Source organism: Fontibacter flavus (assembly GCF_042432905.1).
Classification (GTDB): domain Bacteria; phylum Bacteroidota; class Bacteroidia; order Cytophagales; family Cyclobacteriaceae; genus Fontibacter; species Fontibacter flavus.
Window position 1 is genome coordinate 156,591 of the sequence record NZ_JBHLWI010000028.1, and the last position, 20,544, is coordinate 177,134.

The following is a 20,544-nucleotide window of genomic DNA, read 5'->3' on the forward strand; positions in this document are numbered from 1 at the left end:
ATGTCATTTTGGCAGTTTAAAAGAAATATACCTTGGGTGAAATAAGGTAGAAATTTGCCTTCGGCGAAATATTTGAAATAGCCATCAAGGGATATTTGTGGATATTTACTGTAGAAATATATTTCTACCCTATCTCTATCATATTTCTACTTTATTTCAACATTATTTCCAGCCTATTAGATTGTTATCTCAATATCCATCCTTATCACCTTAGAATCTTTTCCATCTTCTTCCCTTTGGCCAATTCATCCACCAACTTGTCCAGGTACCTCACTTGCTTGGTGAGCGGATTATCGATCTCTTGGATTTTGTAGCCACAGATGGTTCCGGTGATCAATTCAGCATTGGGATGGAGCCTTGCCTGAGCAAAAAAAGTCTCAAAAGTAACTTTTTCATCAATGAGTGACTGGATTTTTTGATCATCAAAGCCGGTCAGCCAAGTGATAACCTGATGGAGTTCGGCTTTGGTCCTTCCTTTTCTTTCAACCTTGGTGACATAGTGTGGATACACCGATCCAAATGTCATTTTGGCCATTCTTTCATTGTGTTCTGGGGTAGGGATCATAGACTTTACTTCTTTTGGTGAAGTTTAAATTTAAGATTCTTAGAAATAAGATCGAAATATACCCTGCAAAAAGCAGGCAGGTTCGTGAAATATGATAGAAATATACCTGTGGTGAAATAAAGTGGAAATATACTTCGTGAAATGTGGTTGAAATATGTTCTAGTCAGGGAAAAGGTTCCAGGAGAAAAGAAGTTCTAGGTTCCTTATTTCACGCTAAGAACGCAAAGGACTCAAAGACATACGCAAAGAATTCGCTGCGCTCGTTGCGCAATTCGTAGCGCTCGCTGCGTGAACTAACAAGCTCAAATCCTATTTCAATCTTATTTCTACCATATTTCTATAAATTTCAATTTTTCAAACCTTAACTTTGAGCTTCAATCGATCCACATGCTTCAACAGATCCGGACTTTAATCATCAAAGAACTCACCTTGGAGTGGAGGCAGAAGTATGCCCTAAACGGGATTTTGCTCTATGTGGTGTCAGCGGTTTTTATCACGTATCTGAGTGTAGGGGCCAAGCAGGGCAATATTGCCGTGCCTACCTGGAATGCCCTTTACTGGATCATCATTCTTTTTTCTGCTGTCAATGCGGTTGCCAAGAGCTTTGTGCAGGAGCATCAGGGCAGACAACTCTATTATTATATGATCGCTTCCCCGGAGGCCATTATCATTTCCAAAATCATTTACAATACCTTGCTCACATTGGTTTTAGCGCTTTTGGGGTACCTCGTTTTTTCCATCATTTTGGGTAATCCTGTGGCAGATCAGGGCATGTTTTTGCTGAATCTGGTTTTGGGAGCAGTAGGTTTTTCCGCCTGTCTGACGATGGTATCAGGTATTGCTTCCAAAGCCAGTAACAATGCGACTTTGATGGCGATATTGAGTTTTCCGGTGATTATTCCGATCCTATTGATGGCGATCCGGGTTTCCAAAAATGCCATCGACGGTCTGGATTGGTCCGTAAGTGTAGATAAGTTGCTTACTTTACTGGCCATCAATGCCATCGTGGCGGTGACGGCGTATATTTTGTTTCCATATCTGTGGAGAAGTTGAGGGTTGTCAATTATCAATTACCAATTTTTAATTACCAATTACCAAGAACCAAAATACAAGTTCCAAAGGGCAAACTTCAAAGTCATTGCCTTTGCTAGTATTCTGACCGGTAATTGATTTGAAGACAATTTTGTGCCTCATTATCAGTTCTTCTAATATTTCTTTTTTTGTCTCTGCATTATTTTTCTTTCTTTGATTTCGTGGTTTCATTATTGGTATAAAATCATTTTATGAGCCATCCGCAACATATCTGATAAAAAGCACAGGAATCAGGAACTTATGCCTTATTTTTGCGCTTGAATTAGCAAAATCCTGTCATGAGAAATAATTGGTGGAAAATCTTAGCTGTAGCCTTGCTAGCCTATACCCTGACAGCTGGACTTCTTCTTGATGCACCCAGGCTTCCTATATTGAATGAAACGATACGGGCCTTGCATTTCCATGTGACCATGTGGTTTGGTATGATCATCATGTTGGTGGTGGCGGTGGTTTACAGTATCAAGTTTCTGAGAACTAACGATCTTAAGCACGACGATATGGCCATTGAATTCACCAATGCGGCCATACTTTTTGGCGTGTTGGGAATTGTTACAGGGATGCTTTGGGCGAAGTTTACCTGGGGTGATTATTGGTCAGGAGATCCTAAGCAGAATGCTTCTGCTATTGGCTTATTGATGTACTTTGCCTATCTGATCCTCCGAAATTCTCTGACTGATGTACACCAAAGAGCCAGAATTGGAGCGGTGTACAATATTTTTGCCTTTGCAGCCTTTATTCCATTAATATTCGTCTTACCCAGATTAACCGATAGCCTTCATCCTGGAAATGGTGGGAATCCGGGTTTCAATGCCTATGACCTTGACAGCAAATTGAGGATGGTTTTCTATCCGGCGATTATTGCTTGGACATTATTGGGAACCTGGCTGAGTTCTGTACGTGTAAGGCTTAGAAGAGCAGAAAGAAAAATTGAAGATAAACTGATCAATGCGGTTTCTTGAAATGCCCAAAAGCACTTCAATCTCCTATGATCAATGATATACAAGCAAATGAAAAAGTGGTTAATCATCATGTTCCTGATGTTCAGCTTACAGGCGATAGCTCAGGAAAAAATTGAAATTACAGCAGAAGACTACCAAAATTCCCGGGTGGAAATGGCAGATGTGATGCGTTCCGAAGGAAAAATATATGTTTTGGTAGGGATCATCGGGATCGTTTTCGCAGGAATATTGGTTTATGTAATCAGTACGGACAGGAAAGTCGCCAAACTTGAAAAATTGCTTCAAGACCAATAAGAATCATTAACTTCAACTGACCTTTTCCGTTGGAAGTGGTTATATAAGATTAAGCATATGAAAAAGGGACATATTATAGGATTGGGAATCATTGCCGTCGCGATTTTGATCATTGTATCAATGATTGGAGATGCGAGTACCTATGAGAGTTTTGCTACAGCCAAAACAATGATGACAAAAGGAGAGGATAAGCCTATCCATGTTGTCGGAGAACTTAAAAAGAATGTTTCAGGAACTGTAGAAGGAATTGAGGTCAATCCTGACAAAACCTCCTTCTATTTTATGATGGTGGATAATGACGGAACTGAGCAGAAAGTATTTTACAATGAACCAGTGCCACCGGATTTTGCAAGGGCAGAGCAAGTGGTAGTGATCGGGTCCTACAAAAACGAAGAACTCTTTGTTGCCGATAAAATCCTGATGAAATGCCCTTCCAAATATCAGGAAAATGAAGTCAGTACTGCTGGCATGTAATCTTGACTTTCTCTTTGATTCAATAAAAATATGATTAATACCTTCGTAGGTGATCTAGGTCATTTTGCAGTCATCCTGGCTTTTGTGAGTTCGCTGGTGACAGCCTATGCCTATTACCAATATACTATAGCCTCTGAATTGGATAAAGCCAATTGGAGGCTTTTCAGTAGATTGTCCTTTTATGTTCATTCAGTGGCGAGTGTGACGATAGCGATTTCTCTGTTTGAAATCATTTATAGCCACAGGTTTGAATATTTCTATGCCTATTCCCACTCATCCAAAGCGCTTCCGGTCCATTACATGGTTTCCAGTTTCTGGGAAGGACAGGAGGGAGCTTTTATCCTTTGGATTGTATGGAACGTGGTGTTGGGATTGGTGCTGATCCATACCAATAAATTCTGGGAAGGACCTGTGATGATTGTTTTTGCGTTGGTGCAGGCATTCCTCGTTTCGATGATTCTGGGAGTGGTGATCGGTGACCTTAAACTAGGCAGTTCTCCTTTTATCCTGCTAAGAGATGCGGTGACAGCGCCGATTTTCCAGCTCAATCCGGATTTTGTACCTGAAGATGGAACAGGATTGAATCCTTTGCTTCAAAATATCTGGATGGTCATCCATCCGCCTACCTTGTTCTTGGGCTATGCCACTACTCTAGTGCCATTTGCCTTCCTGATGGGTGGATTGGCGACAAGAAAATATACTGAATGGGTTAGACCTGCTTTGCCTTGGGCACAGTTTTCCGCTATGGTCTTGGGTATGGGGATTATCATGGGCGCCTATTGGGCTTATGTTACCCTGAATTTCGGGGGGTATTGGAACTGGGATCCGGTAGAAAATGCCGTGTATGTTCCTTGGTTGATTTTAGTAGCAGGAATCCATACCATGATTACCTTCAAGAAGAGCAGTACTGCTTTGAAGTCTTCCATGGTCTTGATCATTGCCTCATTTATTTTGGTGCTTTATGCTACCTTCCTGGTAAGAAGTGGGGTTTTAGGTGATTCCTCTGTACACTCCTTTACCGACTTAGGTCTTTCCGGACAATTGCTGATTTATATGCTTTTCTTCCTTTTTGTGGCGATTTATTTGACCGCAAGACATTGGAAGCATATCCCGACTTCAGATAAAGAAGCTTCTGTTTATTCCAGGGAATTCTGGATATTTATTGGTGCGACTACTTTGGCTTTGATGGCTTTTCAGGTGATCCTGCCTACCTCTATTCCGGTTTGGAATGCCTTGATAGAAAGTTTCGGAGGAATTTCCAATATGGCGCCGCCTGCTGACCAAGTAGGCTTCTATACCAAATTCCAATTGTGGTTTGCCGTAGCAATAGCCCTTTTAACAGCGGTAGGTCAGTTTTTCTGGTGGAACAAAATGGATGGCAAAGCTTTGAGAGAAGCTTTGGTGATGCCTTATGTGATTGCGGTGATTCTGTCAGCAATCATCATCGTACTCGGCAAAGTATATGACATTTCTTACATCGTAGTAGTATTGGCAAGTACTTTTACCATAGTCGCCAATTCCATTATCCTGATCAGGTTATTGAAAAAATCCACCTTTAAGCTGGCCGGTGGTTCCTTGGCACACATTGGTTTGGGGATGATCTTGATCGGCGTGATGTTTTCTTCTGGTTACTCTGAAGTGATCTCTTACAATATGTCAGGCCTGACATACAGCAATAGCTGGGAAGATGAACTTAACAAAGAGCACGTCTTGCTTTGGATCAACAAACCTACACAGATCAAGGATTATACAGCTGTGTACAGGGGAAGACAGAAGAAGGTCAAAGGGGTGCCGGGGCTTGTGAATGTGAATCTTATGAAATCCACTGACAATGTGAATGAAGCCACTGCACTGGAAGATATTGTGGTCAATGGCAAGACCTATTACCAAAAAGGGGAGACCATGACCTTGATTTTGGAGGAAAATGATTATTTCCAGATCGAGTACTTCCAAAATGATGAATATCAGTTTACCCTGAACCCAATGTCACAGTTCAATACTTCCATGGGACTGATTTCTTCACCGGATTCCAGAAGGTTTATCAATAGAGATTTGTATACCTTCGTCTCTGCTATCAATGATTTTGAAGATCCGGAATGGAGAGAAGATGAATTCTACGAGGTTGGACCAGGGGAGACTTTCTATATTTCTGACTTTGTCACCCAATTTGAAGGTGGTGAAGTACTTTCCCAAATCAATGGGGTGGACCTTCAGGAAGGGGATGTGGCAGTGAAGGCCAAACTGACCATTTTGGATTATGATATCGAAAAAGTACTGGAGCCCATATTTATCATTAGGGGTAATCAGGTGGGTAGAATTCCGGCTATCGATAATGAGTTGGGTGTGAAAGTGGAATTGGATAATATCATCCCGGAAAGCAACAAATTTTCCTTTAAGGTTAACCGTTATCAAAAAGATTATGTGGTATTGAAGGCAATTGTCAAGCCACAGATTAATGTTCTTTGGGCTGGTACCATCATCATGCTGATCGGTTTCTGTGTGGCGATTTACAGAAGATATGACGAATTCTCTAAAATGAGGGATAAAGGATTAGAGGCCTGAGCCAAATAAGTTGTCTTCTGGAATTTTGCAATTAAAAAAGTGGGGGAAATGGGATTGATCAGCTATTCCATTTCCCCTTTTTCTTTTATTGCCTAGTGTCTTCTTTCCTACTTTTTAAAAACTGTCAAAATTCTTTTATCTTTCAATTATGAAGTTTAAGATTGCTATACTGGGAACAGGAAATGTTGCCTGGCATCTGGCACCGGCTTTGGAGGAAGCTGGTCATACCCTGACTGAGGTATATGGAAGGGATTTGGAGAAGGCAGCCAGCATAACAGGCAGACTCTACACAGCAGAACCAAAAGATGATCTGGATTTTTCCGAATCAGAGGCAGAGATTTTTATCCTAGCGGTCAATGACCAGGCCATCTCCACATTGGCAGATGAAGTAATTCTACCGGAGGGCAGTATTTTGGTACATACCTCAGGATCGGTACCTCTAGATGTGTTGGGTTATAGTTCTGCGAGCTATACCGGAATCTTTTACCCCTTGCAGACTTTTAGCAAAGACAGGACACTGGATTTTGTGGATGTGCCATTTCTGCTGGAATCTGATGATCAGACTACTTTGCAGAAATTAAAGAAATTGGCCAAAAGTTTATCCCCACAAACTTACGTGGTCAAATCAAAAGACAGAAAGGCCCTACACGTGGCGGCAGTCTTTGCCAGTAATTTCACCAACCACATGCTGAGGTTGTCTGAAGAGATCATGGCAAGACAAGGATTGGATTATGAGATGTTGAAACCTTTGATTATTGAAACGATCAGCAAAAGTCTTGAAATCGGGGCCAAGCGTGCCCAGACTGGGCCTGCCATCCGATCGGACTTCGATACCTTGGAAGCACATTACCAATTTTTGAATTATAATGAGCAAGTTGCTGAAATATATAAACTTATCTCCCAGGATATCATTGATTCTTATTGAAAAATACCCTGTACAGGGTATTTTTTGTGGCGTGTGAAAACCGTACCTTTATACAAGTTAAAAAGTATTTTTTGAGAAGAGTATCTTGCTTTTTAGTGTTTGGTTGATCTTTTTGCGGATTCAAAAGTGGTAATCGTTAGAATGGTTACCACTTTTTGTTTTTAAATAAATTTATTCCAACTCTATATTTTTCTTTTGTACATTTAATCTTCATCAAGTTGCTTCAAGCTATGGCTTTTACCTATAGAAGAGTCCTTACATATTTCTTTCGCGGGCTTCTTTTTGTTGTCCCGATTGCCCTGACCATCTATGTCATCACTCTGGTCATCCAGTTTTTGGATGGAATATTGCCTATTCCCATTCCAGGATTGGGTATTTTGATCATGTTGGCATTTGTGACCTTCGTAGGTTTCTTGGCAAGTATTTTCATCACCAAGCCCTTGTTTGATCTATTTGAAAGGTGGGTTTTTAAAATCCCATTTATCAATATTCTGTATACCAGTATCAAAGACCTTATGTCTGCTTTTGTGGGAGATAAGAAAAAATTCAATACACCTGTCATTGTCAAACTTTCCAAGGATGTGTCGAGATTGGGATTTATCACACAGGACAACCTGAATGTGCTGGAAGAAGAAAACTTAGTGGCGATTTATTTTCCCCACAGTTATAATTTTTCTGGTAACCTTTTTCTGGTTCCCAGAGAGAATGTCCGAATACTTAAAAATGTCAGAAGCACAGATGTGATGAAATTCATCGTATCAGGAGGGGTGTCGCATCTGCCAAATTATGAATAAGCAGGGAAGGAGAACTTGATGATGATTAATGATTAATTGATTATGACTAATTTTCAATGACCAATTACAAATGTTTAAGAGTTGGAGAACCTAATAAACCTATAACCAATATTCACTATGAAAAAAAACATCATATTTCTGTTCTTATTTTTCTGTTCAATTGTAGGTTTTGCCCAAGAAGATGGCTGGATTCCATTGTTCAATGGCAGAAATCTAGATGGCTGGCGCATTTCTGAGAATCCTACATCATTTAAAGTAGAAGATGGCATTATCAAAGTGGATGGACCCAGAGCCCATGCATTTTATGCAGGTGATGTCAACAAAGCTGATTTCAAAGATTTTGAGTTACTGGTCGAGGTGAAAACAATGCCCAAAGCCAATTCCGGTATTTTCTTTCATACAACCTATCAGGAGTCTGGCTGGCCCAATAAGGGATATGAAGTGCAGGTAAACCAGAGCCACAGTGATTGGAGAAAGTCCGGAAGTCTATACTCCTTTAATGATGTGAGGGAGACCTACGTGGAGGATGGCGAATGGTATACGACGCATATTATTGTCAAAGGAGATCATGTTGTGGTGAAAATCAATGGTCAGACTGTCATGGAATATGTAGAGTCAAAAGATATTAATAGACCTGATAACGCAGGGGAGAAGAAAATTGAACGCGGAACATTTGCCATTCAGGCACATGACCCGGAAAGTGTTATATATTTCAGGAGCATAAAGGTTAAAGTCCTTTAATTTTTATTGGAACACCTCAAAAAGCCGCCTAAATCTTTTTGACTATAGCAAAAAAAATCCCGAAGTGTTTCCTTCGGGATTTTTGATTTCTTGGTTACTAATTAAAGAACAGCATCCAATTTATTTGCCAAAACAGCTTTAGGCACAGCGCCCACTTGCTTGTCTACAATTTGTCCACCTTTAAAGAACATCAAAGTAGGAATACTTCTTATGCCAAGAGCTGAAGCTACAGCAGGGTTGGAGTCTACATCCACTTTACCGATTACCGCTTTTCCTTCATAATCCCCAGCCAACTCTTCAACGATTGGTCCGATCATTTTACAAGGTCCGCACCATTCTGCCCAAAAGTCAACCAATACAGGCTTGTCGGATTTTAATATTTCTTCAAAGTTTGCGTCAGTAATTTCTATTGCTTTTCCCATTGTATAGTAATTTATGTTGAATCTTGATTTCAAATATAATATGCAAATTAAAATAATTGATAAATAGTTCCATGTGCTTAAAATTACACAAGAAAAACCATCTTTAAATGATCTGGTACACCACCTCTGGAATCTGACCTAAATCTTTGATCATTTCATTGGACGGATCTACAGTGTAGCGCTTGGACATCAGGTCGAGGGTGATGTTTTCTCTGCTATCAATCACATTGATGTACAGCTTTGCCTCTCCTTTATACTTTTGGGTGATGCCTTCCAGCTTTTCCATCAGGTCATAAGTCAGGTCATCCAAGTCAATATTGACCCTGAGTCCTTTGATCATCTTCCCACGAACCTCACTGAGCAGCATCATGGTGTTGATCTTGAACTCAAACTCATTTTCTTTCCATTTGTTTGGGTGCACGGATCCAGTAATGTATAAGAACCAGCCTGTCATAAAGTACTCTTTGTACTTGACATAGTCATCACCAAACAAGAAGAAAGTATGCCCTCCATGATAATCTTCCATGGTTAGTGTGCCAAATGGCTTTCCTGTTTTGGTAGTCCTGTGGGCAAAGGAGGTGACCATGCCTGCTGCTTTAATGTCTCCTTTTTTCCTTAGGTTTTCGATGTCCGGAAACTCGGTCAATGGGGTGTTGGTAAAGGACTCCATTTCCACCCTGAACTGATCCAAAGGATGTCCTGAAATATAGAGACCTACCACATCTTTTTCAATGTTCAGCTGCTGCAACTGGCTGAAAGGCTCCATAGCTGGGACCGAAGGAAGGGGTACTTCCATGCCGGAACTTCCTCCGAATAGACTTACCTGGGAGCTGTCCGCTTCCTGCTGAACCTTTTGGGCATATTTTACAGCTTTTTCAAGTAATGTCACGTCAGATTCCGGCGCTTCCAAATATTGTCTTCTGTGGTGCTGAGGGAAGCAGTCAAAGCTACCTGCCATAGCCAATGATTCCAGGGATTTTTTATTCAAAGCCCTTGAATTGACCCGCTTACAGAATTCAAATATGTTACTGTATTTGCCTGATTTTTCTCTTTCTTCCACAATGGCATCCACTGCTGCACCACCTACGCCCTTGATGGCTGCCATGCCAAAGCGGATCTGTCCTTCTTGGTTTACGGTAAAGCCGCTTTTGGATTCATTCACATCAGGTCCCAAGACAGAGATACCCATACGCTTACACTCTTCCATAAAGAAGGTTACCTGCGTAATATCATTCATGTTGTTGCTCAATACAGAAGCCATGTATTCTGCCGGGTAATGGGCTTTCAGATATGCCGTCTGATAGGCTATCCAGGCATAACAGGTAGAGTGTGATTTGTTGAAAGCATAGGAAGCAAAGGCTTCCCAGTCTTTCCAGATTTTTTCCAGTTTTTTGGAATCATGACCTTTTGCAGATGCTTGTTCGACAAATTTTGGTTTCATTTTGTCCAAGACGTCCTTCTGCTTTTTACCCATCGCTTTTCTGAGTACGTCGGCCTCACCTTTGGTAAATCCGGCTAGTTTTTGGGAAAGAAGCATTACCTGTTCCTGATAGACTGTAATACCGTAGGTTTCTTCCAGGTATTCTTTCATGTCATCCAGGTCATAGGTAATAGGCTCAGTCCCATGCTTCCTTCTGATAAAGGAAGGAATGTATTCCAATGGGCCTGGACGGTATAGGGCGTTCATGGCAATCAAGTCAGCGAAAACTGTGGGTTTGAGTTCTCGCATGTATTTCTGCATACCAGGGGATTCGTACTGAAAGATACCGACAGTTTCACCCCTCTGGAAAAGTTCGTAAGTCTTGACATCATCGATCGGGAAATTGTCAGGATCGAGCACTATACCATGTCTTTCCTTCACAATTTTGACTGCATCCTTGATCAATGTCAGGGTTTTCAGCCCTAAGAAGTCCATCTTCAGGAGTCCGGCACTTTCCACCACGGAGTTGTCAAACTGCGTGCAGACCATGTCCGAGTCCTTCGCTAAGGCTACCGGAACAAAGTTGGTGATATCGTCAGGGGTTATGATGACACCACAGGCATGTATACCTGTGTTTCTCACCGAACCTTCCAGGATTTTCGCCTGATTGATGGTTTTGGATAATTCGTCCTGTCCTTTGGATATGCGGATCAGCTCATCTGCTTTGGAAATATCTTCCCCGTTTCCTTTCAGTTTTTCGGAAAGCTTTGCCCGGTCTTTTGCAAGATCAAAAAGTGCTTTTAGCTTGATGTCAGGGACCAGTTTCGCCAATTTGTCTGCTTCGGCCAAAGGTAAGTTCAGCACCCTTGCCGTATCACGTATAGCAGATTTGGCAGCCATGGTACCATAGGTGATGATCTGGGCTACCTGATTGGACCCGTACTTGTTGATCACATAGTCGATCACCTTTTGGCGTCCTTCATCATCAAAGTCAATATCAATATCGGGCAGGGAAACCCTGTCCGGATTCAGGAATCTCTCAAATAGGAGGTCATAAGCAATCGGGTCCACATTGGTGATACCGATACAGTAGGCCACTGCAGAACCCGCGGCGGAACCCCTTCCCGGGCCTACAGATACCCCCATCTGCCGTGCGGCTCCGGTAAAATCCTGCACAATCAAAAAGTAACCTGGATATCCGGTTTTTTCGATCGTCTGAAGTTCAAAGTCCAGCCGTTCTTTAATTTCATCGGTGATGACAGGGTATCGTTTTTTTGCGCCCTCATAGGTAAGGTATCTCAGGTAAGCATTTTCACCTCTTTTGCCCCCATCCACATCGTCTTCAGGGTGTTTGAATTCTTCCGGAATGTCAAATTTGGGAAGTAGTACATCCCGCTGTAATTTATAGGTCTCTATTTTTTCAACGATCTCATTGGTGCAGGCGATGGCTTCCGGCAGGTCCGCGAAGAGCTTCTTCATCTCTTCAGGGCTTTTTAGGTAGAATTCATCATTCGGAAAGCCGTAACGGTATTCTCTGCCTCTTTTACCTACGTATTTTTTGGGTTTTTCCACCAATTCTCCATCCTTGACGCAAAGCAGGATGTCATGAGCTTTGGCATCAACTTTTTGGTTATAATAGGTGTTATTGGCGGCAAAGTATTTGACATTATATTTTTCTGCAAAATGCAGCAGGACTTCATTGACTTTTTCTTCCTCTGGGATGCCATGCCGGTTGAGTTCGACGTAGAAATCCTCTCCAAACTGTTCTTTCCACCACACAAATGCTTCCTCTGCTTGGGTATCGCCCACATTCAGGATCAGGTAGGGTATTTCCCCCCAAAGTCCACCTGTGGTGGCGATCAGATCTCCCTTGTATTGCACCAAGAGCTCCTTGTCTATTCTAGGTACATAATAGTAACCTTGAATATTGGCATAGGAAGCCAGTTTGGCCAGGTTGTGGTAGCCACTTTTATTTTTTGCCAAGAGTACGGTTTGAAAGCCATCATCCTTGGTGTTTTTATTTTTTCTGTCTCTGGAGAGGTTAAATTCACAGCCGATAATTGGTTTGATTTCTGCTGCCAAAGCTGCCCTAACAAAATGGAATGCCCCCATCATATTGCCGTGATCTGTCATGGCGATGGCTGGCATATTCATCTGCTTGGCTAGTGCAATCATGGCCGGTATTTCAGATGTCGCCTGTAATACGGAGTATTGGGTATGCACATGGAGATGCGTGAAAGGCATGTCCACCATGTCTGAGATATCTGCTGTTCCAGCTGCTTTCAGGACTTCCTTTGCGGCTACTTTGGTGTCATCTTTGGCTGCTGCAAAATTGGCCACATCCAGCTTGGGGGCTTCATAAACCACCTCTTCAGCTTTAATACCTTCTTCAGGTTTGATGACAAGCTGGGTGATCAGTCCAAAAAAGCATTTTGCAGTAGCATCTACGTCGTAGGCAGCATCGTGGGCATCTGCAAATCCATTTCCGAATAACTTGTGGTGGAGTTCGGTAAGGGTAGGCCATTTGAATTTACCTCCTTTTCCCCCAGGAATTGCGCAAAAATCTGTAGAAAGGTCCTTAGTGTCCAATTCCTGCATCTCAGGCAATTTCATGGGGATTTTCTTCCTCAGGAACTCAGCCCCCATGACATTGATGTCAAAGCCAATATTGTGGCCTACAAGATATTTGGCTTTGTCGACATCGTCATGGAAGATTTTCAGGACTTTGTCCAGTTCATGGCCTTCTTTTGTTGCTCTTGCAGTAGAGATGCCATGGACTTTTTCGGCGTTATAGGGGATGGTAAAACCTTCCGGTTTGACGATGTAATTATGATTGGAGAGCAGATTGCCATTGGCGTCATGTAGCTGCCAAGCTATCTGGACGAGGCGTGGCCAATTGTCCAGATCTGTCATTGGGGCATCATAACTTCTTGGTAATCCTGTAGTTTCTGTATCAAAAACAATGTACATGCTTATTCATCAATTTTAGGAATTCCAAATTAATACATATCGTCGGGAGCTTCCCCATCTGTGTCAGGATTTGTCGCTTTTTTTTTGATTGAACCAGATACTTGCATCACTCGTTTTATATTTCAAATCCTATTTAATATCTTTATTCCATGCAGGCATACGAATTTATCAATAATCTCATTCCTCCTTTAAAGCCCAACGATAAGGCCAAGATGGCTTTGTCTTGGATGGAAGAAATCAGAACCAATGTTTTGCCTGTAGTGGATAAAGGTGTTTTCAAGGGATTTGTCAGTGATGATCTGATCTATACCCGTAACAATCCGGAGTTGAAGATCAGCAAGTTTGAGTTGGAGTCTCCCGCCTGTTTTGTGTATTTGGATAAGCATATCTATGATGTCATTCGGGTATCTTCTGAATTTGATGTCAATATGGTAGCGGTTGTGGATAGGGAAAATAAATATTTGGGAGTAGTGACCATGGAGGATGCCATTGGGGCTTTTGCCGATACACTGTCAATCCAATCCAGGGGAGCTGTTTTAGTGCTTTCCATGTTTATGACTGATTACAGCCTTTTTGAAATTGCTAGGATCATCGAATCTGAAAACGCCAAAATTCTCAGTAGTTTTATTTCCAATGATCCCTTGGATGACAGCAAAATCAAGTTGACACTAAAGCTTGATAAGACTGAGCTAAGGCATATCAAAGCTACCCTTGAGCGCTTTGGATATCGGATTTTGGATCAATATCAGGAAGAAAATGGAATCACTGAAGAGCGTGAAAGGATAGACAACCTGATGCGCTTCCTAAATATTTAAGCAGACCAAAATGAATATTGTCCTTCATGGCATAAACCTCCAAAAGGAGTTTATACCATTAATAGAACATTTGACCGAAATATTGAAAAGCCGGGATAGCCGGATTTTTTTTACTGAGGCATTTGCCAAATCCATCAAAAAATTGCCGGGCAATTTCCGTCATTTTGAGATTTTGGATGCCAAAAAAGATATGCAACAAATGGACTTTGTCCTCTCTATTGGAGGAGATGGCACTTTGTTGGATACGGTCGTTCAGGTGGGCAAACTTGAGATTCCTATTTTGGGGATCAATACCGGCAGGATGGGGTTTTTGGCTACGGTGGCCAAAGAAAACATTCAGAACGCTATGAATGACCTTTTTAGCAGGAATTTTACCATAGAGTCCCGGGCACTAGTGTCTTTGGAATCCTCTAGGCCATTATTTAGCGGAATGAACTTTGCCTTAAATGAATTCACCATTCATAAAAGGGACACTTCCTCTATGATTATCGTCCATACCTACATCAATGGGCAATACCTGAACAGTTATTGGGCAGATGGATTGATTGTCGCTACGCCTACCGGCTCTACAGGATATTCTCTCAGCTGTGGTGGGCCTTTGATTACCCCCGGCGCCAGGAATTTTGTCATCACACCTGTAAGTCCTCATAACCTCAACGTGAGACCTATTATTGTTCCGGATGAATCCATTATCAGTTTTAAAATTGAAGGGAGGTCAGAGAAGTTCCTCATTTCCCTGGATTCCAGGTCTACGGCCATAGATGCTACGGTAGAATTGAAATTGAGAAAGGCTGACTTCTCTGCCCGTTTGGTGAAATTTTCAGGATATAGTTATTTCGATACCCTTAGACAGAAGTTGAACTGGGGTTTTGATATGCGGAATTGACAAGCGGCCATTATAGGAAATCTTAATTTCTGTTTTTGCAAAAGCAACAGTGTGATTTTCCTGATCATTTGAAAATCGGAGTTGTTAATTCTGGGTAATATTTTCATATTTGTTTGAATTGAGTAGGTCTTAACATAAATTAACCCTGGAAATACGAAACAGGGTTTTTATATCGTTTAGTACTTCATAAATTGCATCGTCTTGAATAAAATTAATTTCAGGATCTATATCCTTGCTTTGCTTCTGAGTACCGGTATGTTGATGCCGGGCATTTCTTTCGCCCAATATGATTTAGGTGGAGGTTTAGGAGTGGCTGCCTATTCAGGCGACATCGTTAGGAGATTAGATCAGGGGAAAATTGGACTTCAAGGGACGTTGTTTGGCAGACGAAATTTTGACAATGTATGGTCCATGAGGGCAGCCCTTTCTTTTGGGAGGATTTCTGCAGCTGATAGCATTACAGGAATTGATGCCGCAGCTATTGCTCGGGACGCCTATTTCAAAGGTAATATCTATGAGGCTTCGGTCGTGATGGAGTACCATTTTCTTGATTACACCCACCCTCAGGCAGTTTACCGGTATTCACCATATGGTTTCTTTGGATTGGGATACAGCTATTATAGCGGTTCCGGAAGTGCTTATGTGTTTGATCCTGAAGAAAATTATGGAGTAGGAACGCCTGTGATTCCATTTGGGATAGGGGTAAAATACAGGTTGACGGATAAATGGACCCTGGCCGCTGAGTTGGGTTTCAGGGCGACTTTCACAGATTTTCTTGATAAAATCGATGATCGTCAGCCGGTAATCAACAGATTTCCCGATCCTGCAAATCCAAATTCACCTTATGGAGTGAACCGGGGCAATTACAGTGATAAAGACTGGTATTATTTTTTTGGTCTGACTATCAGTTATTCCTTTAACACGATTAAATGCTATACCTATAATTAATTGAGCATTAGGTTAGAATATTGGAAAAGAAATAGCATTTTTGTACCTCCAAAAAAAGAACTGGATTCTTTAGACCCGGAATGAAGGAATTATTAGATAAGAATAACATCCCCCAGCATATTGCGATAATCATGGACGGTAACGGCCGTTGGGCCCAACAAAAAGGCGCCATGAGGATTTTTGGTCACAGGAATGCGCTGACTGCCGTAAGGCAATCCATTGAAGCCTGTGCAGAACTTGGGGTGAAATACCTGACTCTTTACGCATTTTCTACTGAAAACTGGGCAAGACCTCAAGATGAGGTAAATGCCTTGATGGAAATACTCATCAATTCCATTACAGATGAAGTGCCCACGATGATGAAAAACAACATCGTATTGACTGCCATAGGGGACATCAAAAGTTTACCCACAGGGGCGCAGGCAAAATTGCAGGAGGCGAAGGAAATAACAGGAAAAAACACTGGTTTGACAGTGGTATTGGCCTTGAGTTATAGTGGAAGGTGGGAGATTGAGCATGCTGTAAAGGACATTGTCAAGAAAGTAGTTGAAGGACAGATTAAATTAGAAGACATTGATCAGCAAATGATTGCTGACCATTTGAATACCAAAAATATCCCTGATCCGGAATTATTGATCAGGACCAGCGGTGAGTTGCGAATCAGTAATTTTCTGCTTTGGCAATTGGCTTATACAGAGCTGTATTTTACAGAACTGTTGTGGCCGGACTTTAGGAGGGATCATTTGTTGGAAGCCGTACTGGATTACCAAAGAAGAGAGCGAAGGTTTGGAAAGACCGGAGCTCAGATTAAATCAAAACGTTGAATGAAGCGAAGTACGATTATACTTTTACTTATCTTTTGGGTGGGTGTTTCCCATGCTCAGATTCGTTTGGGTCAAAGCAGGTTTACCCCAAGCAGACCAGTTGATATTATGGAGTTAAATTACTCCAAACCTCAAAAATTCAGGATTGCGGAGATCAAGGCAGTAGGCTTGGCTACACTCGATGAAGTGGCGGTCATTTCCTTGTCCGGATTGCGCGTAGATGATGAAATCTCTGTTCCAGGAGATGAAATTTCTACTGCCCTCAAAAAATTATGGGGTCAAGGCATCATCGGTGATGTGAAAATTCTGGTGACCAAAGTGGAGGGAAATGACATTTACCTTTTGTTAGAACTCACCGAAAGGCCTAGATTCAGTAGGGTAGAATTTACGGGAATCAACAAAACCCAGGAAGGTGAGCTTAAGGATAAAGTGAAAATCCGTGGTAGGGTAGTCCGTGATGATGTGCTCAGCACTTCCCAAAGGGCAATCCGACAATACTTCGTGGATAAAGGTTTCCTCAATACCGAGGTGAAAGTAATCCAGGAAAGGGATACCACCTTACCGAATAGTGTAAAAATCAGATTCGATGTGGATCCCAAGTCTAAGGTGAAGATCAATAAGATCAATATCTATGGAAACGAGGAGATTTCTGATAAAAAGATAAAAAGCAAACTCAAAGGAACCAAGGAACACCCAAGACTTCATTTCTTCAGGGAACTTGCTTCAAGATTGAGCAATACTACTCCTAAAACTGCCAAAGAGGCGATCGTTTACAGAAATGTCGTGTCTGATGAGGAGGTAAAAGAGTATTTCAACCAAAATTTCAAGTTGAACTTCTTCTCTGCATCCAAGTATGTGGCAAAGGATTTCAAAGAAGACAAGGAAAAAGTAATTGGCTATTTCAATTCCCAAGGTTACCGTGATGCTGTCATCCTTTCGGATTCTACTTACAGACATGCTGAAAATACCATCAACTTGGATATTGCGCTGGAAGAAGGGATCAAATATTATTACCGCAATATCACATTTGTAGGAAACTACCTTCACCCTGATGAGGTGCTTTTGGCGAGATTGGGAATTGAAAAGGGAGATGTGTACAATAAAGAAAAGCTTGAGAAAAGGCTGAATTATGATCCGCAAAAAGGAGATGATGTCAGCTCTTTGTATCAGGATGACGGTTACCTTTTCTTCCAAATTGATCCGGTAGAAGTCAAAGTTCAGGCTGATTCTATTGATATCGAAATGAGGATTTTTGAAGGTCCTCAGGTTACAGTGAATTCGGTCAACATTGAAGGAAATGAAAGGACTTCTGACCATGTGGTCATGAGGGAAATCAGGATTCTCCCAGGACAGAAATTCAATAGGAGTTTGTTGGTTAGGACGATCAGGGAACTTTCACAGTTGGGTTATTTCGATCCGGAAAAGATCGAACCCGACATGAGACCTAACTTTGAAAATGCCACAGTAGACATTACGTTCAAATTAGAGGAAAGGCCAAATGACCAGATCGAATTGTCTGGTGGCTGGGGTGGCTTCTTCGGTTTTGTGGGTACCGTGGGTCTGGTCTTCAATAATTTCTCGATCAAAAATATCGGTAATTTTGAAAAGTGGAGGCCGCTTCCTGTGGGCGATGGTCAGAAACTTTCTTTGAGGGTACAGGCTAACGGAAGGACATTTCAGAACTACAGCCTTTCTTTGACAGAACCATGGTTTGGAGGTAAGAAACCAAATGCATTGAGTTTTAGCTTAAACCACTCTGTTCAAAGGCAAGTCGACTTCTTTGGTGGAGACCCAACGAGGGAGATCGGGTCATTCAGAATCACGGGTGCTACTTTGGGGTTATCAAAAAGGGTCACTTGGCCTGATGATTATTTCATGATCAGCAATTCCCTTACTTTCCAGATTTACGATTTCAATCAATTCGGTACCAATTTCGGGTTGAGCTTTCCGACGGGTAAGGCAAACAGTTTAGCGCTTAACACAACAATTGCAAGAAATAACATTGACAACCCAATCTACCCAAGGTTGGGATCCAATATCTCTTTGAATACCTCATTTACCCCTCCATACCAGTCAATGAATAAAAATCTCAATAGGGAATCTCCTGATGAGGAAAAGTTTAGATGGCTTGAATATCATAAGTGGATGTTTGATGCGACCTTCTACACTCCTGTGTTTGGTTCATCTAAATGGGTGATCAGTGCCAGAACGCACATGGGCTTCTTGGGTTCTTATGGGGATAGAATAGGAATTATTCCATTGGAGCGCTTTGTAATGGGTGGTGATGGTATGAATTTTAATAACTTTGCATTAGGTCAGGAAATAGTTGGTCTTCGTGGTTATGAAAACCAGGTCCTAACCCCAGGTAGAGCTACCCGTGGTACAGGCTTACCATATGGTGGTATTGTCTACAATAAGCACGTGATGGAGCTGAGATTCCTGGTGTCTCCAAACCCTTCTGCGACAATCTTCTTATTGGGATTTGCGGAAGCAGGGAACAACTGGGGATCTTATGCGGAGTATAACCCCTACAACTTGAAAAAGTCAGCAGGCTTTGGTGCCAGGATATTCATGCCTGCATTTGGTCTGTTAGGTCTTGACTGGGGTTATGGATTTGATCCAATACCAGGATCTACTAAAAGAAGTGGTGCACAGTTCCACTTTACCATTGGTCAACAATTCAGATAATGATGGAAAGATCGCTTAAATTATTATTTTTGTCTGGCTTGATTTGGATGCTAGGAGCTGTTCCTATGGTTCATGCCCAGAAATTCGGATATATTGATTCAGAATTTCTCCTTAACAAGCATCCTGATTACAGGTTGGTACAGAATGAGTTAGCGACCTTGAGTGAGGAGTGGAAAAAAGAGGCACGGAAATTGGAGCAGGATATAAAAGAAATGTATTCCAGCCTTAAAGCAGAGGAAGTTTTGCTGACGGAGGAAATGTATCAGGAAAGACTTGCCAGCATAAAAGATAGAGAAAAGGAAGCCGTGGCATTCAACAATAGGGTCTTTGGAATCAATGGGCAATACTATCAAAAACAAGCGGAATTGCTCCAACCCCTTCAATCCAAGATCTTTGATGCCATCGATAAGGTCTGCAAAAGATTCAGCTTAGCAGTGCTCTTCGATAAAGCTTCAGGTCCTTTGATGATTTATACTGACCCCAGGCATGACTACTCTGAATTTGTGCTACAGGAATTAGGAATCGAAAAATAAAATTTAAAATAGAAACAAAAATGATGAAAGTAAAAGTTATCCTTTCCGCAATCGCTTTGTTTTGCGTAGGATTTGTGGCTCAAGCACAACAAGATATCAAAATTGGTTATACCAATGTTGAGCTATTGATGGATTTGATGCCTGAAATGGAACAAATTGGAGCTGATATCCAGGATTACCAAACACAGCTTCAAACCAATATCCAGACTAAAGCTGCTGACTTCGAAAGAAAAGTGCAAGCTTACCAACAAGCTGCACAGACTATGACTGAAGATGCCAGAGCTGCTAAAGAAAATGAATTGAGACAATTGCAGCAAGAGCTTCAGAAATATGAGCAAGATGCTCAGGTTTCTTACCAAAGAAAACTGCAGGAGTTGTTGGAGCCGGTACAGCAAAAAGTTTTCAATGCGATCAACTCGGTTGCAGCTGAAAACAATTATACGCATATCTTCTCTGAATCTGCTGGTAACTCTCCAATCTTGTTGTATACAAGAGACGATGACAAGTTCACAGAATTGGTTTTGGCTAAATTGGGCGTTCAATTGCCAGCAACACCAAATAATTAATAATTATCCATTCGTCGCGTGAATGTGTGGCCTGTTCCTGATTGGGGACAGGCCTTTTTTTGTGAT

General features: G+C 41.7%; 18 protein-coding genes. 15 read left to right on the forward strand and 3 right to left on the reverse strand.

Annotated features, from left to right (window positions below; all coding sequences use genetic code 11):
• Positions 1–205: 205 nt before the first annotated feature.
• Positions 206–565, reverse strand: coding sequence for a DUF2200 domain-containing protein (locus ACFFIP_RS10435; protein ID WP_382387567.1), 360 nt, complete (start codon positions 563–565; stop codon positions 206–208).
• 387 nt (positions 566–952) lie between these two features.
• Between ACFFIP_RS10435 and ACFFIP_RS10440 the strand changes: the two genes are divergently transcribed.
• The 8 genes from ACFFIP_RS10440 to ACFFIP_RS10475 all read left to right on the forward strand — a co-directional run bounded on the left by ACFFIP_RS10440 (position 953) and on the right by ACFFIP_RS10475 (position 8,406).
• Entirely contained in the window at positions 953–1,618 is a 666-nt protein-coding gene (locus ACFFIP_RS10440; protein ID WP_382387568.1) for a heme exporter protein CcmB, read from the forward strand.
• 317 nt (positions 1,619–1,935) lie between these two features.
• Entirely contained in the window at positions 1,936–2,616 is a 681-nt protein-coding gene (ccsA, locus tag ACFFIP_RS10445; RefSeq protein ID WP_382387570.1) for a cytochrome c biogenesis protein CcsA, read from the forward strand.
• 48 nt (positions 2,617–2,664) lie between these two features.
• Positions 2,665–2,910: a CcmD family protein gene (locus tag ACFFIP_RS10450; RefSeq protein ID WP_382387571.1), complete on the forward strand. Its 246-nt coding sequence runs from the start codon at positions 2,665–2,667 to the stop codon at positions 2,908–2,910.
• A gap of 57 nt (positions 2,911–2,967) precedes the next feature.
• Entirely contained in the window at positions 2,968–3,384 is a 417-nt protein-coding gene (locus ACFFIP_RS10455) for a cytochrome c maturation protein CcmE domain-containing protein (protein ID WP_382387572.1), read from the forward strand.
• Positions 3,385–3,414: 30 nt separating this feature from the next.
• On the forward strand, positions 3,415–5,946 hold the full coding sequence (ccsA, locus tag ACFFIP_RS10460; protein ID WP_382387573.1) for a cytochrome c biogenesis protein CcsA: 2,532 nt from the start codon (positions 3,415–3,417) through the stop codon (positions 5,944–5,946).
• A 148-nt stretch (positions 5,947–6,094) separates the two neighbouring features.
• Entirely contained in the window at positions 6,095–6,871 is a 777-nt protein-coding gene (locus ACFFIP_RS10465; RefSeq protein WP_382387574.1) for a Rossmann-like and DUF2520 domain-containing protein, read from the forward strand.
• Positions 6,872–7,101: 230 nt separating this feature from the next.
• A complete protein-coding gene (locus tag ACFFIP_RS10470; protein ID WP_382387575.1) occupies positions 7,102–7,665 on the forward strand; it encodes a DUF502 domain-containing protein in 564 nt (187 codons plus the stop codon).
• Between the two features lie 117 nt (positions 7,666–7,782).
• The gene (locus ACFFIP_RS10475; protein ID WP_382387576.1) at positions 7,783–8,406 is read left to right on the forward strand and encodes a 3-keto-disaccharide hydrolase; all 624 of its coding nucleotides are present in this window, start codon (positions 7,783–7,785) and stop codon (positions 8,404–8,406) included.
• A 101-nt stretch (positions 8,407–8,507) separates the two neighbouring features.
• Here ACFFIP_RS10475 and trxA read toward each other — a convergent pair whose 3' ends face one another.
• Together trxA and dnaE are read right to left on the reverse strand one after the other, a co-directional pair.
• Positions 8,508–8,828, reverse strand: a complete 321-nt coding sequence (gene trxA, locus ACFFIP_RS10480) for a thioredoxin (RefSeq protein WP_382387577.1) — start codon at positions 8,826–8,828, stop codon at positions 8,508–8,510.
• Positions 8,829–8,931: 103 nt separating this feature from the next.
• Positions 8,932–13,218: a DNA polymerase III subunit alpha gene (gene dnaE / locus ACFFIP_RS10485; RefSeq protein WP_382387578.1), complete on the reverse strand. Its 4,287-nt coding sequence runs from the start codon at positions 13,216–13,218 to the stop codon at positions 8,932–8,934.
• 149 nt (positions 13,219–13,367) lie between these two features.
• Here dnaE and ACFFIP_RS10490 point away from each other — a divergent pair, with 149 nt between their 5' ends.
• The 7 genes from ACFFIP_RS10490 to ACFFIP_RS10520 all read left to right on the forward strand — a co-directional run bounded on the left by ACFFIP_RS10490 (position 13,368) and on the right by ACFFIP_RS10520 (position 20,478).
• Complete coding sequence (locus tag ACFFIP_RS10490; protein ID WP_382387579.1) at positions 13,368–14,033, forward strand: CBS domain-containing protein; 666 nt, start codon at positions 13,368–13,370, stop codon at positions 14,031–14,033.
• Between the two features lie 10 nt (positions 14,034–14,043).
• The gene (locus tag ACFFIP_RS10495; protein ID WP_382387580.1) at positions 14,044–14,919 is read left to right on the forward strand and encodes an NAD kinase; all 876 of its coding nucleotides are present in this window, start codon (positions 14,044–14,046) and stop codon (positions 14,917–14,919) included.
• Between the two features lie 201 nt (positions 14,920–15,120).
• The gene (gene porG / locus ACFFIP_RS10500; RefSeq protein ID WP_382387582.1) at positions 15,121–15,867 is read left to right on the forward strand and encodes a type IX secretion system protein PorG; all 747 of its coding nucleotides are present in this window, start codon (positions 15,121–15,123) and stop codon (positions 15,865–15,867) included.
• 80 nt (positions 15,868–15,947) lie between these two features.
• On the forward strand, positions 15,948–16,691 hold the full coding sequence (gene uppS, locus ACFFIP_RS10505) for an undecaprenyl pyrophosphate synthase (RefSeq protein WP_382387583.1): 744 nt from the start codon (positions 15,948–15,950) through the stop codon (positions 16,689–16,691).
• Positions 16,692–19,379, forward strand: coding sequence for a BamA/OMP85 family outer membrane protein (locus tag ACFFIP_RS10510; protein WP_382387584.1), 2,688 nt, complete (start codon positions 16,692–16,694; stop codon positions 19,377–19,379). It begins immediately after the preceding gene.
• Positions 19,380–19,381: 2 nt separating this feature from the next.
• A complete protein-coding gene (locus ACFFIP_RS10515; RefSeq protein ID WP_382387604.1) occupies positions 19,382–19,912 on the forward strand; it encodes an OmpH/Skp family outer membrane protein in 531 nt (176 codons plus the stop codon).
• A gap of 20 nt (positions 19,913–19,932) precedes the next feature.
• Positions 19,933–20,478: an OmpH/Skp family outer membrane protein gene (locus tag ACFFIP_RS10520; RefSeq protein ID WP_382387585.1), complete on the forward strand. Its 546-nt coding sequence runs from the start codon at positions 19,933–19,935 to the stop codon at positions 20,476–20,478.
• The last annotated feature ends 66 nt before the right edge of the window (positions 20,479–20,544 follow it).